Annotated in this window: 13 protein-coding genes and 1 tRNA gene; 9 read left to right on the top strand and 5 right to left on the bottom strand. The window is 41.2% G+C overall.

Features of this window, described 5'->3' with window-relative positions; all coding sequences use genetic code 11:
- Nucleotides 1-32 precede the first annotated feature (32 nt).
- Both LPB86_RS11295 and LPB86_RS11290 read right to left on the bottom strand, forming a co-directional pair.
- The gene (locus LPB86_RS11295; protein ID WP_230643821.1) at nt 33-3200 is read right to left on the bottom strand and encodes an FAD-dependent oxidoreductase; all 3168 of its coding nucleotides are present in this window, start codon (nt 3198-3200) and stop codon (nt 33-35) included.
- Nucleotides 3201-3252: 52 nt separating this feature from the next.
- Nucleotides 3253-4665, bottom strand: a complete 1413-nt coding sequence (locus LPB86_RS11290; protein ID WP_230643819.1) for a glycoside hydrolase family 28 protein — start codon at nt 4663-4665, stop codon at nt 3253-3255.
- Between the two features lie 281 nt (nt 4666-4946).
- Between LPB86_RS11290 and LPB86_RS11285 the strand changes: the two genes are divergently transcribed.
- The 4 genes from LPB86_RS11285 (at nt 4947) to LPB86_RS11270 (ending at nt 9202) form a co-directional block, all read left to right on the top strand.
- On the top strand, nt 4947-5285 hold the full coding sequence (locus tag LPB86_RS11285) for a hypothetical protein (RefSeq protein ID WP_230643817.1): 339 nt from the start codon (nt 4947-4949) through the stop codon (nt 5283-5285).
- A 63-nt stretch (nt 5286-5348) separates the two neighbouring features.
- Complete coding sequence (locus LPB86_RS11280; RefSeq protein WP_230643815.1) at nt 5349-6353, top strand: ABC transporter transmembrane domain-containing protein; 1005 nt, start codon at nt 5349-5351, stop codon at nt 6351-6353.
- Between the two features lies 1 nt (nt 6354).
- Nucleotides 6355-7710, top strand: coding sequence for an HlyD family secretion protein (locus LPB86_RS11275; RefSeq protein ID WP_230643813.1), 1356 nt, complete (start codon nt 6355-6357; stop codon nt 7708-7710).
- Between the two features lie 16 nt (nt 7711-7726).
- Nucleotides 7727-9202 (top strand): TolC family protein, encoded by a 1476-nt coding sequence (locus LPB86_RS11270; RefSeq protein ID WP_230643811.1) that lies wholly within the window; start codon nt 7727-7729, stop codon nt 9200-9202.
- Between the two features lie 26 nt (nt 9203-9228).
- On the opposite strand, the gene LPB86_RS11265 is transcribed toward LPB86_RS11270, so the two are convergent.
- Nucleotides 9229-12201, bottom strand: coding sequence for a PAS domain-containing sensor histidine kinase (locus LPB86_RS11265; RefSeq protein WP_230643809.1), 2973 nt, complete (start codon nt 12199-12201; stop codon nt 9229-9231).
- A gap of 155 nt (nt 12202-12356) precedes the next feature.
- On the opposite strand from LPB86_RS11265, the gene LPB86_RS11260 reads away from it, so the two are divergent.
- Entirely contained in the window at nt 12357-12548 is a 192-nt protein-coding gene (locus LPB86_RS11260) for a cold-shock protein (protein WP_230643805.1), read from the top strand.
- Between the two features lie 86 nt (nt 12549-12634).
- Entirely contained in the window at nt 12635-13195 is a 561-nt protein-coding gene (locus LPB86_RS11255; RefSeq protein WP_230643803.1) for a PAS domain-containing protein, read from the top strand.
- A gap of 12 nt (nt 13196-13207) precedes the next feature.
- Here LPB86_RS11255 and LPB86_RS11250 read toward each other — a convergent pair whose 3' ends face one another.
- Nucleotides 13208-13771 (bottom strand): DUF4256 domain-containing protein, encoded by a 564-nt coding sequence (locus LPB86_RS11250; RefSeq protein WP_230643801.1) that lies wholly within the window; start codon nt 13769-13771, stop codon nt 13208-13210.
- Between the two features lie 136 nt (nt 13772-13907).
- Between LPB86_RS11250 and LPB86_RS11245 the strand changes: the two genes are divergently transcribed.
- A tRNA-Gly gene (locus tag LPB86_RS11245) sits at nt 13908-13983 on the top strand.
- A 57-nt stretch (nt 13984-14040) separates the two neighbouring features.
- On the opposite strand, the gene LPB86_RS11240 is transcribed toward LPB86_RS11245, so the two are convergent.
- Nucleotides 14041-14979 (bottom strand): oxidoreductase, encoded by a 939-nt coding sequence (locus LPB86_RS11240; RefSeq protein WP_230643795.1) that lies wholly within the window; start codon nt 14977-14979, stop codon nt 14041-14043.
- Nucleotides 14980-15179: 200 nt separating this feature from the next.
- On the opposite strand from LPB86_RS11240, the gene LPB86_RS11235 reads away from it, so the two are divergent.
- Both LPB86_RS11235 and LPB86_RS11230 read left to right on the top strand, forming a co-directional pair.
- Nucleotides 15180-15908 carry a DUF2490 domain-containing protein gene (locus LPB86_RS11235; RefSeq protein WP_230643791.1) on the top strand — a complete coding sequence of 243 codons (729 nt, stop codon included), beginning with the start codon at nt 15180-15182 and terminating at the stop codon, nt 15906-15908.
- A gap of 50 nt (nt 15909-15958) precedes the next feature.
- Complete coding sequence (locus LPB86_RS11230) at nt 15959-17359, top strand: ATP-binding protein (RefSeq protein WP_230643787.1); 1401 nt, start codon at nt 15959-15961, stop codon at nt 17357-17359.
- Nucleotides 17360-17364: the final 5 nt, after the last annotated feature.

Here is a 17364-nt window from a genome sequence, read left to right as displayed (position 1 = left end):
AGCATTAACATTTAAAATGAAAAAGCAATAAGCTATTTATTTCCATCGTATTGCAAAAGTTGCTTAGCGGCCTTCAAGGTATTCCTGTATTTCAGCATATCGATATCCTGAACAGCCACATTTTCGGTGATGGCCTGTGCCGCAGCAATGCCTGCAGATTCTCCGGTAATCATAAACACAGGTTCCATTCTTACCGATGCATAACCTACATGACTTGCCGACAGACATACTGGAACCAGCAAATTCTGACATTCATTTTTTAATGGCGTTATAGCCCGGTAAGGAATCGGATAAGGCTTGTTTGTAGGCCCTTTGGCACCACCTACAAACATAGACCCTTCTAATCCAACATAGTACTTTCCTTCTTTTTCAAGCCAAATTCTTCGTAATGGGTAAACATCTATACCATATTGGGCAAGGCCAATCGGATCGCTAATCATTGTTTTATTTAGCACATCATGCTCTGTCACTGTATAGTTACCCAACAACCTTCTGGAAACCCTGATATAAAGCTGATGAGGCCATCCTTTTGTTTCCTGATGCGGTCTGATATCCAATCCTAATGCTGCCGTTTGCTCACGAAATTCAACAGGAACTCTACTATCGGTTGACAAAAAGTGATGTAAACCACTTAAATAATCTTTATGCTGTCTCCAGATATTTGCCTTTGTAGCCCAATCGCCCGAGGCATATCTGTGACTAATTGCTACAGGTGCGATGGTAATTAAAGAAGCCCGCTGATAATTGTATTCATTGGCATTCAGCCAACCCGGAAAAATACCGCTTAACTGTTTAAACAATAATTGCCGATCTGGATTTTCCTTAATTAAAAATGCTACATAACGGCCAACTAATTCAAAGTCTGCGGCATTATAGTTATTTGGTGGCGTTATGGCTACTTTAAACCTTGGATCGGTAGTTAAATAGTAGCGATAGTTATATGCCTGTGTGAAATGGTCACCAGAACCTGTAGGTTTGTTATGATCCTTTTCTACCATTTTCAACAAACCGCTGGACGGCAAACCAGGTATTACAAAAGGATCTATTGGTGTTAATTTTGTAGGTACCTGCACGCCTGCGGTCTTTTCATCGTAATCTACATTTGCATCTCTTCCTACCCTGAAAGTAACTCCCGAAAAATACATCAGGTCTCCTTCGTAACTGCAGTCTATAAATACTTTAGATTTTACGCTGAGACTTTCCGACTGACTACTTTTCTCGGGCGGGATCCCATATTCATCAAAAGGTGCGAAATCGAAAAATGCCTGATTGATTTTTCCATCCTTTACCTCACATCTGGAAATTCGGTGCTGATATACAATGTCAATTTTATGCTGCTTCAGCAGCGCAATTAAATCTGCTCTAATATCTTTTGGATTAATTTCTTTCCAGTTTGGATTACTGTTTCTCACACCCAAACTTTCGATCAAAGGGCGTGTCATTCCACCTGTGGCATTAATGTTGGGACAGTCTTGTTGAGGTTTAATTCCTGCACCTAAAATTCCCCCTACCCATCTGCCCGGCTCTACCAAAACGACAGATTTACCTTCTTTTTTAACTGCGATAGCAGCCATAATACCCGATGCTGTTGCACCATAAACACAAACATCTGCGGTTACCGATTGATTATAAAACCCATCTCCGTCTTTTTTAAGATAAAATTCTGAATGCTGAACTTTGCCACTTTTATCTGTCCATGTTACCCTGTATTTGCCTTTAAAGCCCCTAAATTTTACTTGTCCATCCTTTTGTACTTTGATAGTTTCCCTGGTTATCCATTCTTTGTTAATTAAATTATTAATGGCATAAAAAGCGGGCTTTGGCTGCATTTCACGGGTAAACAGTCCAGATTTAGCCGATTCTCCCGCAGCGCCACAATCGTCAACCACATTCCACCAGGTGATTCCCATTAAGGGTTGAATGCTAAACCAGAGGCGGTACATATTTTGCGTCAGAATAGCCTGAATGGCCAGTCCCTTTTCGTCCTGAGCAGGAGATGCGATGGTAACTTCACTTAAATGAACTGGCAGACCGGTTCTCGAAAATATATTCATTCTTTCCCATACCATATGAGGTGTTTCGATTTCTTTACCTTCTGAAGCTTCCAAACTGCCTTTAGTACCAAGTTTATGCATTTGAGAACCCATAATATCAATCTTGCTGCCTCTGGCAAGCAAACTTTTCACTTGATTTGCATAAGCTTCGCCCATATCATAATCGTTAATATTCAATGCCACATTTTCAGGAAAAGCTTCCTTTGCTGTTCTTAATGAGGTATAATCGTAATCGCCGGGCATTAAGCCATACCAACTTTTACTTAAACTTGCTCCGCTAATTAAATTGCCGGCGTTATAGTCTTTGGCACTTTCGTTAACCACATCCCAGCTTTGCAGGCGACCTTTATAGTGATTTGCGATCTCTTTAATTCTCTTCTCCTGCGTTTCGGCCAGTGTTGTGGTAAAAGCAGGAAACAGATCTGCCAATTGAGCCGGACTGAGTTTTTTATATTCCTCCTGATACATTTCTTCTTTCAGCGTATTCTTGTCTGATGCATATGTCTTGACAAGGCCGTCCATTTTCAGCTTTTCTTCGGGTGTCATTAAATCTCCTGCAATCCAACCAGGGAAATGCCATCTTCGGTTGCCCCAGACCAAAGTGTGCCCGTGCAGCCGAATGCCCTTGCTTTCACAAAATTCAACAACAGGATCAGTAGCGGGACGACGCCAATGCAGCTCGGCCTTTGGGTCCTTTACATTATTCCAATAAGCTTCCGTATCTCTATATTCTTCCTCGTAACGCGGTTTTCCAGGAGTAATCTCATGCTTATTCCAGTAAAATGCGATAGTGGCAGAATTAAAAAGTGTTCCATATAGATTTTTATATTTATCATTTAATTCTTTTGTGCCCAATTGGTTATAATTGAAAATATGTGCCCCAAATATAAAATCATGGGAAATTTGCTCAATTTTAAGTTCGGTGCCGATTTTAACGTCGCTAATCTGCAAAACTGCATCAGCCTTCCTGTTTTTATCAATGTCCCGATCTATTTTCTGCTGTACATCTGTACTCCAAATTTGCCAGTAAGCACTGCTCATGACCTGATTTTTATCTTCTTTTTCGCTTTTAGGAAAAGTATTTTGAGAAAATGCACGTTCGATAAAAAAGAAAGAGAGTATGCCGATGACTATCGTTGTTTTCATTTGTTTATAATTTGTTTTCAATGGTAATGAAGCTACCATGATGGCCCCATCTTTAATTGGTTATATTTCTGAAAAGATCTTTAAATTCAGTTACTTTTTCAGTTTCAATATTGTTTTTTGCTTTGCCAACAGGCCCTCTTAATAAAGAAACCTCTACTTTGTAGCCATTCCGAATATAAAAAGGGACCTTTCCATCCTCATTTATAATTTCGACATTATGGAGCCTTAAGTCCTTCACAAATTTAGCATCCATGCCCTTTTTTGATTCCATGCGGATATTTTCGAGTACCAAACCTTCAATTGGCGATTCTGGCAAGCCCCAAACATTGATGGGCTGGTCTATGTTGCTGCCTATGATATTACTGAACCTAATGTTTCGAAACAAAGGTGTTTTTTCGCTGATAGGTTCTGCTGCATCAGATTTGGTCTCGTAATACATATCAATGGATATGGCCTCTTCAATGTCTTCCATAATGATGCCTGTAGCTAATATATTTTCAACTACTCCGCCTCTATCGCGTTTACTCTTGATGCGTAAACCCCGTCTAGTGCCCTTAAAAACACAATTGCTGATGGTTACATTTCGAACGCCCCCCGACATTTCGCTGCCAATACCTACAGCACTACGGCCGTGCGCAAAGGTGCAATTGGCAATGACAATATTTTCGCAAGGAATGCCCTTTTTTCTGCCATGTTCGTTATAACCAGATTTTAGGGTAATACAGTCATCGCCACAATCGATAAAACAATTGAAAATTCTTACGTTATGACAAGCCTCCGGGTTGATGCCATCTGTATTTGGAGAGTCATAGGGTTGCACAATTGAAATACCATTGATTTCAATATTTCTGCAAAAAACCGGGTGTATGGTCCAGGATGTTGAATTATTGATGGTAATCCCACTGATTAATATATCTTCGCAATTGTAAAAATTGATCATTTTTGGACGGGGAAACGGTAAGGGGCTATCTTTTGGATTATCAGGCTCTCTTTCGGTAATGCCTAATCTGATCCTGATGGCTTCCGTTTCACGGTAAGCTTTCCACCATGTACTTCCTCTGCCTTCTAACCTGCCGCGTCCGGTAATGGCAATATTTTTTAGGTTGTGACCGGTAAAAAGAGCAGCATAAACTTTTCTTTCAATACCTTCCCAGGAGCCCTCAATTACTGGCGTATTTAAAATATCATCGTGAAATATCAACGTAGCGCCAGCCAGAATCTCTATTTCTATATTACTGCGCATAAACAAAGGCCCTGTTAGGTAATTGCCCGCCGGGAATACAATTTTGCCTCCTCCGGCTTTAGCGCATTTTTCTATCACCGCTTGTATAGCTGCGGTTGTCACCGTCTTACCATCTGCAACTACACCAAAGTCGCGTACGTTATAATAGGGTGAACCTGCTTTTGCTATGGGAAATGAAATTCCTGAAAACAGGATCATTAAAAACAGTAGCTTCTTAATCATACAGAAATTATAAATGGTTATCGGGCTGTCAAGAAATACTCTTTTAGCACCGACACAATATTAACTGATTAAAGCAGCAGGAAGGGTTTGAATGCAAGTAAATAGGTTTAAAAACTATCAATACAGGATTTTTTAACCACACCTCTTATCCTAATAACTTTCTAATAAGTAGGGCAACTTTGTCATCAAATTACCAAAATATATAAAAGCACTATAAAAATGCGTAACAAAAACATGCTGTGTTCATAGAAAATGAGTGATTGATTTATATTTGCATAAGAATGATGAGGGTATTTAGGAACAATTTCTTAAAAGGCATTTTCGGCATGCTGCTATTGGGCATATTGCTGCTAAAATTTTGCGCCTTCTCCATTTATGCCTTTTCTTCTGTGAACCGCAGCTATGCTATTGAAAAAGGGGCCGAAGAAAATAAAGATAAAGAAGAGGAATCTTTAGATAAGGCCAAGAAAAAACTGCTTCATCATGAATCGTCGGTGGTTCTTTATGAGCACCCTACAGGAACAAAGTTTTTACCCTTACATACCTTACTTCAGCGCTTGCGCATAGGGAATTTTCCACCGAGGAATGTTCCTACTCCCCCTCCTAACTACTGCGCGTAGTTGCACAGATAATAGATTTTATCCATTGAGATAAATTTTACAATTACCTATACTATTTTATATATGAAGAATCATCATGTTGCTGGCGCGCCTACGCCATGGCAAAGACTGGTCCGTTTACTTCACTACGAAAGGAAAACGATCAATTATATTTACGTTTACGCCATGCTCATCGGCTTAATAGGCCTCTCTTTACCACTTGGTACCACGGCGGTATTCAACCTCCTTTCTAACGGTGCGATGTACAGCTCTACTTACATCCTGATTGCCGTAATTTTGGTGGGCATTGTTGTAGGTGGTTTATTGTTAATAGGACAGCTTACTCTAGTTGAATTTATAGAGCAGAAAATTTTTGCTAAAGCTGCCCTGGAATTTGCATTTCGACTGCCAAGGATAAAAAAGAAAGCCCTGGAAGGTGAAAACCCATCTGAACTGATCAACCGCTTTTTCGATATCCTGACCATTCAGAAAGGATTGACCAAACTACTGGTGGATATTGTAGCTGCAGCGGTACAGATCTTTTTTAGTGTGATCTTACTTTCTTTCTATCACCCGGTTTTTATGGCCTTCGGGATGTTTGTGCTTATCGCTATCATTTTAATATTGATATTGTATTACCGCCAGGGTGTACAAACCAGTATTGAAGAATCTGGCTATAAATATGAAGTTGTGGGTTACCTGGAAGAAATTGCAGCCGATTTAGACACTTACAGGGAAAGTGAAGAAAAACGCAAAGAAATCATTACCCGCACAGATGAAATTACGGCCAACTACATTCAGGCGCGTAACGATCACTTTAGTGTGTTAAAAAGGTTTTTTGTGAGCGCGGTAGCCATGCGTACCATACTCATGGGTTCACTACTGCTGTTGGGTTCTTATTTTGTGGTGGAAAGAGAAATAACTTTTGGCCAGTTTGTGGCCGCTGAAGTGATTATTGTACAAATTAGCTATGCCATAGAAAAATTAATGACCAATTTAAATACGGTATTTGATATGGTAACAGGGAGCGAGAAGCTTGCCGTAGTTACTGATCTTGAACTGGAGGAAGGAGCGCTGAACCATGGCTAAGATGAATAAGAATTTAGCGCAGCTTAAAAACTGGGAAGAACTTGCTGTTCAGGCCAACAGCAAAATTTTAAACGTTAAGGGGCCTGAAATGCTGGGCAGGGTAGCCATATTTATATTCCTTTTCTTCGGGATATTGCTCTTTCTCCCCTACCGTCAAACCATTCCTGGCCGGGGAACAGTTACCGCGCTACGCCCGGAAGACCGGCCGCAAACGGTGCAGAACCAGATAGGCGGCCGGATTGAGCATTGGGCCGTCCGTGAAGGTCAGGAAGTGCAAAAAGGAGACACCATCCTGGTGATCTCTGAGACGAGTCAATCGTATTTTGACCCCGAATTGCCTACCAGGTTAAATGAACAACTGGATGCCAAGCGTGGCAGTGAGACTGCTGCTGTACAAAAAATTGATGCCACAAAAGCACAAATGAAGGCAATGAATGATGGTTTACGTTATCAGATGCAGGCAGCGGAAAATAAAGTACATCAGGCCCAAAATTATGTAAGCATTGATAGTGCGGAACTTTTAGCTGTACAAAAGTTTTACGAGACCACTAAGGTGAGATTGGAGCGTTATGAAACGGGATACAAAAACGGACTTTTCTCTTTAACAGACATTGAGACCCGTAGACTTAAATTACAGGAAGACAACGCAAAGGTAATTAGCCAGCAAAATAAGCTCAACAACTCCGTTCAGAATTTGCTGAATTCTACCATAGAGTTAGATAACATTCGCGCAAAATATCAGGAATCAATATCTAAAGCGCAATCTGACATGAGTACTGCAATTTCCAGCCGGGCTACTGCGCAGGGAGATATCGCAAAACTGAGAAACGACATTTCCAATATCAGTATAAGAAGAGGACTTTACGTGGTAAGGGCACCACAGAGTGGATTTGTGGTGAAAACACTTAAAGCAGGGATTGGAGAAAACATTAAAGAAGGTGAATCTGTGGCTACCTTACAGCCTAAATCGCCTTTGGTTGCGGTAGAGCTATACGTGAGTGCAATGGACGTTCCTTTAATTCTGGATACGAGTGATGTGAGACTCCAGTTTGAAGGCTGGCCTTCGGTACAGTTTTCAGGATGGCCTTCTGTTGCGGTTGGTACTTTTGCGGGTAAAATCTTTTCTATTGACAGGATTAGCAGCACTGGTGGCAAATATCGGGTATTGGTTAGTCAAACGAATCCAGTACCCTCAAAAGATGAACCCTGGCCTCCGCAGCTGCGTCAGGGCTCTGGTGTTTACGGACGGGTCATCCTGAGGTCTGTACCCCTTTGGTACGAGATTTGGCGACAACTGAACGGCTTTCCGCCAAGTTTAGAGAAAGAACCGGCTGATGCAGGTAAGGATTCAAAATAATACTGGAGGAAACCGCATGTATAGAAATTTAAAGTTATTTGCCATCCTGACAAACCTACTATTGCTGGCTGGTAAAATGAGTTTTGCCCAGCCCCAAAAGCCCATTAAAGTTGAAACCGTTGCAGATACTGGAAAAAGGTTTAGCCTGGAAGATTTACAGGTAATGGTGTTCAGATACCACCCTATCATTAAGCAGGCAGCATTATTAGGAGAATCGGCAAGGGCCAATGTATTACAGTCCCTGGGTTATTTTGACCCGGAGCTAAAAGCTGGCTTTGGGAGGAAGTTATTTGGCGATACGGAATATTACAACAAATGGAATTCTGAACTTAAAATTCCACTCTGGCTTGCTGGTGCCGATTTAAAAGTTGGCTACGACCGGAATGTGGGGACCTATGTAAATCCCGAAAGTCGCACCAATTCTCAAGGTTTATCGGCTATTGGCTTAAGTATTCCATTGGGACAAGGTTTACTGATTGATGCGCGCCGCAATACACTCAGGCAAGCAAAGATAATGGTCCAATACGCCGAGGCCGATCAACTGAAAGAAATTAACAGCATTTGGTACACCGTAGCTAAAGATTACTGGAACTGGTATTACGCTTATAAACAATTTGAGTTGGTAAACGAAGGCCTGGACCTGGCGGAACGAAGATTGAAGGCTTTGAACAGGCAAATGCTGCTGGGTGATAAACCTCAAATTGATTCTGTTGAGGCTTACATTACGGTACAAGAGCGGATGATTCAAAAAGAAAAGACTGCGATTGAGTTGCAAAATGCCAGACTGGTGCTCTCCAATCACCTTTGGAACGAAAGTGGTAATCCGCTGGAACTTCCTTTAGAGGCCTTACCTCAGCAGGTTAGCGAAAGCATCAGGCAGCCAAATCCATTAATCCTGGATACTTTATTGGGCAGGGCAGCTGATGAACATCCCGAACTGGTAAAACTACGCAGTAAGGGCGCACAACTTGAGATTGAAAGAAGCTACCGCCAGGAATTGCTTAAACCAAAACTTAACATTACAGGAAATTTGATCTCTAGCAGAACGGACTTTAACAGCACCATTCCGGGGTACTATGATTTTAACTGGAGCAATTACAAGCTGGGTCTTGAATTTGCCTTTCCATTGTTTTTAAGATCGGAAAGAGGTAAACTCCGTGAAGTAAAAATTAAACAACAGGAGTTAAATTATGATGTGCAACAATTTGGCAGGGAAATTAAAAACAACATCAGGGCCGCCTATAATGACTTGTCAGCCTATGCTTCGCAACTGTCTGTGCAGGTAAGAAGTATTGAAAACCAGCAGATCCTGGTGAATGGCGAAAATCAAAAGTTTAGCCTGGGCGAGAGTACACTTTTTTTAATCAACAGCAGGGAGACTAAATTGATTGACATGAAAATTAAAAAGGAAAGCATGGTGGCCGGCTACCAAAAAACACTTGCCGAGTTATATTACAAAGCAGGAACAAGACAAGTAATGGGCCAGAATTAACATGGCTTGCCGACAGGAAGGATAACTTAAATATCCCTCCTATCGGCTAGCCATTTCTTAGCCGATTCAAGGTCTGTGAAGAACTGAATAATTGAATTTCCAACTTTTACATCTACCGCCTTTTCTGCGGAAAGCCTGCTGAAAGCACTTGGAGAATAAATCCAGGCAAAATACTTAAGTCCGGCTTCTTCCATCATAGGGAACCATTCTTGTCCGGCCCAGTCAGATGCTTCAGACCAAGTACCCACTACATGGGTATTGTCATTCAATACTTTACTAAAACCACCAGCTTTTAGCATAGCAAGCATCCGCATACCTCCTGCTTTTACAGCTTCTACGGTCTGAAATCCTTTCCAATCCACCTCAAGCCAAGCAGCTTCTTTATTCTGAATGATGGTAATGTGTTCATCTTTATAGAATTTATCATCATCTTCAATAATTGGCTCTTTAAGCTTTGCTTCGGCAAGCGGCAGGCGGAAGTAAAAGGTTGAGCCCTCGTTGGGTTGACTTTCAATCCAAAATGTACCCATATGCCTTTTCAAGATCTCGGAAGAGATAAACAAACCCAATCCAAGGCCTTCAAAGCGCATGGCTGTATTGTCGATACGGTAATAACGGTCAAACAAACGCTGAATGTGCTGCGCCTGAATACCAATACCAAAATCTTTTACAGAAACAATTAGTCCCTGACCATCTACCTGACTTTTAATGATGACCTGTTTTCCACCTGGAGAGTATTTAATGGCATTACTTAAAAAATTGTTAATTACCTGTTCCAGCCTTAAACGATCTCCGGTAATGAACAGTTCATCAACTTGGTCCAGAACAAGCTGATGTGTGCTTGTGGTTAATTGTACGCTTTCCACGCTCTCCCTGAGCATCTCTGAGAAATTGAAGGATTGAAAATCGTAGGTTAACTTACCGGCATTGATTTTAGTGACATCCAACAAGTCGTTAATGAGTTTCTCTAACCTGTATATGTTTTCACTTGATTTTTCTATATATGATGCGGTACGTTCCTGGTCTTTGCTTTTGCGCATCAATTGGTTAAATGCCTTTATTCCGGTAAGCGGTGTTTTCAGTTCATGACTGGCAATGGAGAGGAATTCATCTTTGCGCTGTTCGTTTTCCTTTTGTGCTTCGATATTGGTATTGGTACCTAACCAAAGCGTGATCTCTCCATTTTCTATTAAAGGAACTGCACGGGCAAGGTGCCAGATGTATGTACCATCGGCAAATTTAAGCCTGAATTCGGTGAGGTATTCTTCACCACTTTTTAGCGAACGATTCCAGCTAAGCGTTGAAGAAGGAAGGTCATCGGGATGGATAAAAGATGACCAGCCAGTATTGACAATTACATCTGAGTTGACGCCAAAATCATCTGCCACTACCTGGTTCACATAATTCAACGATCCTTCCGGGGTTGCCGTCCAGACCTGCTGTGGGATGGCATTGAGCATAAATTGAAAACGACGCTCCGTTGCCTCCACTTGCTGTCTGGCCTTCACCTGAGCAGTAACGTCCTGACACAGTACCATGACCCCTGTAATTTTACCATCACTCTCTCTATATGGCTGATAAGTTAGGTTTAAGAGACCTTCAATTTTAGCTTCATCGTTATGTACAAAATAGGCTTGCTCATATAAGTATGCTGCTTCTCCGGTATTCATCACCGGTTCTATTACTTTTTTAAAAGCTTCTTCTGCCTCTGGGATGATGTCAAATAAGGGTTTATTGATTAAATCTTCGATACTACGTCCAATTAATTTAGCATAGGCATCGTTCACAACATCAACAATCAAATTAGGGCCCATTAGCAAAATGACACCTACTGTAGCTTCTCTGATCAGGTTCCGAAAGCGCTGCTCACTCTCCCCCAGCCAACTCAGCGTTTCATTAAGCTGCGCCTGTGTTTCGCTCAATTCCTCATTGGTGGTGGCAAGTTCCTCGTTAGAAGCGGACAGCTCCTCATTAGCTGCCGAGATTTCTTCATTAAGTGCCTGCTGCTCTTCAAATAACTCGGCATTTAGCATCAATTCTTTCTGGTAAGCGAGGTTGAGCTCCGCAGCAAATGCATTGTTGAGCATGGCACCAGAATTGGCCGCAACAGCTTGTAAAAACTGCCTGTAATCTTCATCTATACGTTTTCTGGCAGAAGCCCCTAAAACGAGCATTACGTTTATTCTGCCTTCCCCATTGTAAATGGGTACCACCATTGCTTCAGTAACGGGTTCTGGCCAATATGCAAAAACGGGTTCAGGCAGCAATTGATCTAAATCCTTAAGCTCTGCTTGTTCAGCGCCAATTAGTGCATGCAAATGCTGCAATTGCAGTTCATTGAGGCCTTTGCTTAAAACAAGTTCATCTTCATTTGTGCCCGCACCTACCTTATAAAATGCAAAAAAACTAATATCCAACACTGCATTTTGCAGTAAATCATTAATTTTATTGTAGGCTGCTGCACGGGTTGCAGAAGTATGGGCCTGACTGAGGAAAGCACTTCGGATTCCGTTTCTCCGTTCGTTGATGACACGGTACGTTGTTTCTACGACAGCATTAAATACACCATCAACACTTCCATCTACTGCAACGATGGGTGATAACGTATAGTCGAAATAACATTCTTCAGTGTAACCATATCGGTACATATACAATGGGGCATCTGGCCTTCGATAGGATTTTCCCTCATTTAATACACTCTCAAATTCATCCTTAAGCCCATCCCATATTTCCGGCCATACCGTTGGACCAGGATTACCCAGTGCCCATGGGTGCTTATCACCTGGTATGCTGCTCCAGGCATCGTTATACAGCAATACAAAATTCTGCCCCCAGTAGATGGCAATCGGAAATCCCGAATTTAATGAAATGGTTATAGCAGAGCGCAGGCTTTCCGGCCAGTTAACCGGAGCATCTAAATCGGTGGCAGACCAGTCTTTATTTCTGATCAACTCGCCAAGCTGGCCACCGCCCTGTAAAAACGACAGATTTTTGTGCATGCGCAATTACAGCTAGTATTGTGCCGAAATAGGTGTTTCCGGGGCTCTATTCAAGCTATTTAATTAAAAATTATACTCAATAAAATAAATAAATACAAAATATTAATTTATATTAAAATACTTACTACCTTTGAAAAATAATTAAATACAATATAATGCAACAAGGAACAGTAAAATTTTTCAATGAGACAAAAGGTTTTGGATTTATCGTACCAGCGAATGGTGATAGCGAAATCTTTGTTCATTCTTCTGGCTTAATTGATAACATTCGTGAGAATGATTCTGTAAGCTACGACATCGAGCAAGGTAAAAAAGGCTTGAACGCAATTAATGTTAAGATCGGTTAATTAGATTTCCTTCATAATTGATAAAAACATCCACCTTAAACAAGTGGGTGTTTTTTTTTGTTTATCAATCTTATTGAGACAATACTATGCAGCAATTTGAGGAAATTAAAGCCCTATTAGGCGATTCGGCGACATATTATTTGATAGCTGTAGATATGAACTCTAATTATAGCTACCTGAACAGGCACTATGCAGATGTTTTTGAACCCATTCATGGGGATTTGGTTGGAAAGTTTTACGCTGTCACGATGCATCCTGAGGACCAGCAAACCTGTAAAATTGTTTCGCAAATGGCCTTTAACTATCCGGAATCAATATTTCCGGCCACTTTGCGTAAACATGACGGAAAGGGTGGATTTATCATTACCAGATGGGAATATAAAGCCATGTTTGATCATGCCGGTGCCCCTGCCGGAATTTTTTGTATCGGTCATGACATTACCGAGTGGATGCAAACCATCGGTGAACTTGATGAAGTGAAACACAACCATTCCCACCTGATTCGCCGGCATGTGGCAAATTTAATTGGTCTCGGCAAATTGATCCAGGACACAGCTGATATTGGAGATGTACAAAGTGCCGCGAAAATGATTCTGCAAAGCGCCAGCGATCTGGATGATGTAGTAAGGGAAATTTACAAGGCATAATGTTGCTAAAGTTTACACCCTCAATGATCCGCGGAAGGCCCTTGCTCCGTAATAAGATTCGGCACCGTTATGGTAAGTGAAAACAGTGTTATAGCGACGATCACAAAAAATAGCACCTCCTAGTTTTCTAATGTCGGCAGGTGTGGCTACCCAACTGGATGTTTTTAAATCAAAACTCCCTAGTTGTTGCAAATTCCGGTATTCTTCTTCCGTTAATATTTGAATGCCCATGTTTTCTGCCATGTTCAAAGCACTGTCTGCAGGTTTATGTTCTTTTCTGGCTGCTAGTGCCAAATGATCATAGCAAATACTTCTACGCCCCTTTGGACTCTCTGCCGAGCAATCATAAAAAACGTACTCACCAGTATTTTCATCATAAGCAACAACATCAGGTTCACCACCGGTTTGCTCCATCTCATCAAGCGCCCAAAGTTTTTCTGCATTTAATTCCAGTTTTGCCTGCACTTTTGTCCATTCCAGCCCTTGGTGGCGGCTTGTGTTTTTCTCAAATCGAATTTTTAGAATACCGAGTAGCTCTTCCTGTTGTGCGGGTGATAACTGTTTTTGAGTGTCCATACCATTTTATTTAAATAAATTTCTGACTGTATCTGAATTAATTAGAAGCTATTTTAGACTAATTAACGCAAAAAAATCCAAATGATTTCCAGAATGCTTTAGAATTCGTATATTTGCATCGTCAAAAATAACCAATGCGAAAGTAGCTCAGTTGGTAGAGCACGACCTTGCCAAGGTCGGGGTCGCGAGTTCGAATCTCGTCTTTCGCTCCAAAAGCCTCCCTCCCGGAAGGCTTTTTTTATTTACTCCTTACCACCGGCTAAGGAAGCCTATTTGATGGCGAAACTATAAATCAATCCCTTATCACCTGCGAGCAGTACCAAACCACCATTTTTTGCACGTTTTATCACATTAAAACTTTCATCTGAAATATGATACCAGCTTTGACCAGCATCTTTGGAAACATCTGTACCAGAAGTACCTGTGGCGATGCAACTTTTATCGTTATACATAAGTACAGATGACCGGAAACCAGAAACAGCTCTTGATGGCTTACGCCAAGTTTTGCCCCCATCTGTAGTAGTTAATACATTATTGCTGTTCTCTTTATCTTTAGTATAATCTCCGCCGACAACTACGCCAATATTTCCATCATAAAAATCCATCCCAAAAACACCCGTACTATTGGCACCTTGAAGAATGGGGCATTCAAACTTTTTCCAGTTCATGCCGTAATCATCTGAAGTATAAATATTAGACTTGGTGCCCCCTGTGGCAATCCAAACTTTTCCGCCAGGTAAAGTTTTAATGGTGCTGCCGCTTGCGGCAAATCCTGCCTCCCCTTTTTCCATCTCAAAAGGCAACTTAGCAGTAATATCAGCCCAACTTTGTCCACCATCATCTGTAATCAGCAATTGCAGCCGGTTTTGGATAGGATCGCCAAATGCAATACCACGCTTTTCACTCCAGAAATCCATACCATCCAAAAATATAGCAGAGTCTACATTTTTATAAGTTTCCTTCCAGGTCTTACCCCCATCAATAGTTAGTAAAATATACGCAGGAGAGCCTGCGTTTACAATCACCGCCCGATCTGCGTCAAAGGCCTCAATATCTCTAAAATCCAGTTTTTCATAACCTGCCGGTTGAATCCATTTCCAGTTTTCGCCACCATCAATGGTTTTACCGATAAAGCCATTGCTGCCACTTACCCAGGCTACACTATCTGAAACAACGGAAAGGCCGCGGATACTTGTTTTGGTATCCATATTAAGAGAGGAGAGTTCATAACTTTGACAGAAACCAGTGAAGGGTGCAAACAGCAATACGGTTAAAAAGAAGCGAAGCATAAATTTTATTTTGGATAAAGTTAATCATTTCATGAATAGGTGCTCACATACTCAAGAATAAAATAGTTAATAAATATCCTATATTTGCGCCCTGTTAATACTAAATTAACATTAAATACATGCACCGGTTTTTAAGACTCAGCCTCTTCTTACTTTTATTTTCCAGTCAATCTGCTTACACTCAATCCAAAAAAACTGGAACCTGGGGATTATTTACGGTGGTGCTGCCCAGCAATACAGACCACCGCTGGGGTGGATATTTTGAAAGCCAGGCAAGGACTGATGAATTATTTTTTGGTAAATTATTCTACCATGAATTTAAAGGCGGGTTAAGTTATGCGATAGACAACAATTATGTGGCCTTAATTGGAACAGGGCGTTATACTACTTATGACTACCTGGATTTTGATAAAGGGCCAACGATAACGGAAAACCGGGTATGGGAACAGATGACCTTTACACAATACCTTAGTCGTATAAAAATTGAGCACCGATACCGGGTGGAACAGCGCTGGGTAAACCAGGCTTACCGAAACCGTTTCAGGTACCGTTTAAATTTGGTTGTACCTTTAAATGAAAAGAAGATGAAGGCAGGAACTGCATTTGTTTCTGCTTTTAATGAAATATTCCTGAACAACAAACAGCCTAATTTTGAGCGCAACCGTGTATCTACTTCATTAGGCTACCAATTTTCAAAATCAATTACTGCACAGGCGGGCTGGGTTTATCAATATAATAATGCTTTGGCCGGCACCAACGCCAAAAACAATCTGATCATCAACTTCACCTATCAGATTCAGCGTAAAAAACCAGGTGCACATGAAGAACTCCCTACTTTGAAAGATTAAGGGAACCTTCTTTCCGTGATTTTTGATACCTTTAGCTAAAATAATCAGAAATGCAGGAAACTTGTTTAGCGGATTTACAAAACCTTGAAGTTTTTACAGATGTTCCGGCAGATCAGCTGCAGTGGCTGTTTGACAACAGTACATGTTTTGATCTGCAGCCCGGGGAATTTATTTTTGAAGAAGGTGATCCTGTAGACAGGATGTTTATCATTTTAAGTGGCGATTTGGAACTCTACCGCTTGCAAAGTAACAACAAAGCCAGCGTAGCAATTTTTCATAAGGGCAACATTACAGGCCTGCTCCCTTTTTCAAGGGCGACTGTGGCAATGGGTTATTGCCAGGCGCTCAGCACTGCCAAAGTGATGGCCTGCTTTAAAGAAAACTTAAAAGAACTTATTGTAAGGCACTATGAGCTCACCCAGGCACTGGTACATGTGATGACTTCTCGTGTAAGGGAATTTACAGAGCTTGCTCAGCAAGGCGAAAAAATGATGGCTTTGGGAAAACTATCTGCCGGATTGGCCCATGAGCTGAATAACCCTGCCGCAGCTATTGTACGTAGTTCCTCATCTTTAAAGAGTCACCTGAAGTCAATTCCCGATGTTTTTAAGGAGCTGATTTCTTTAAATATTCAGAAAGAAGAAATTGATTTGATACATGGCACCTTAGTGTCAGCAGTAAGCAATCCTAACCGACCGCATCTAACTATGCTTCAGCGCAATGAATTAGAAGATGAAGTAAGTGACTGGCTGGATGAACATGAAATTAGGGATGCTGCAGACATGGCTGAAAACTTTGTGGCTTTTGGCATTTTAGCTAAAGATCTTGATGAATTTAATAGCCATTTACCCGAAGGCCATCTTCAATCTGTACTCACCTGGACCAACAATAGCTTGATTACAGAACAAATGGTTGCCGATATTCAGGAAGCTTCGAAAAGAATAGCGGATTTGGTGGGTGCTGTAAAGATATACACGCATATGGATGGCGGAGGTGACAAAAGTTTTGTGGACCTTCATTCAGGCATCAGGAATACCCTTGCGATGATGCAATATAAAATTAAGAAATCTGGCATTACCGTGATTGAGGATTTTGATGCCTCGCTACCGCTTATTAAAGCCTTACCCGGAGAATTAAACCAGGTTTGGACCAATATCATTGACAATGCAACGGATGTTCTGGATGGACAGCAACAGGCTACGTTAACCATTAAAACCAGGAAAGACCACAATGATGTGCATGTTTACATTACAGATAACGGGCCTGGGATTCCCAAAGATAAACAAGCAAGGATTTTTGATCCATTTTTTACAACAAAAGCAATTGGCAAAGGAACAGGCCTTGGACTGGATGTTGTTTCGAGAATTGTAAAACAACATAATGGTTCTGTGAGCGTAAGTTCTGAGCCTGGAAAAACGGAGTTTATGATCTGTTTTCCAATTAACAATTAAGATTT

It is taken from the genome of Pedobacter sp. MC2016-14 (assembly GCF_020991475.1).
Lineage (GTDB): Bacteria > Bacteroidota > Bacteroidia > Sphingobacteriales > Sphingobacteriaceae > Pedobacter.
This window is presented reverse-complemented; position numbering and strand designations above follow the sequence as displayed.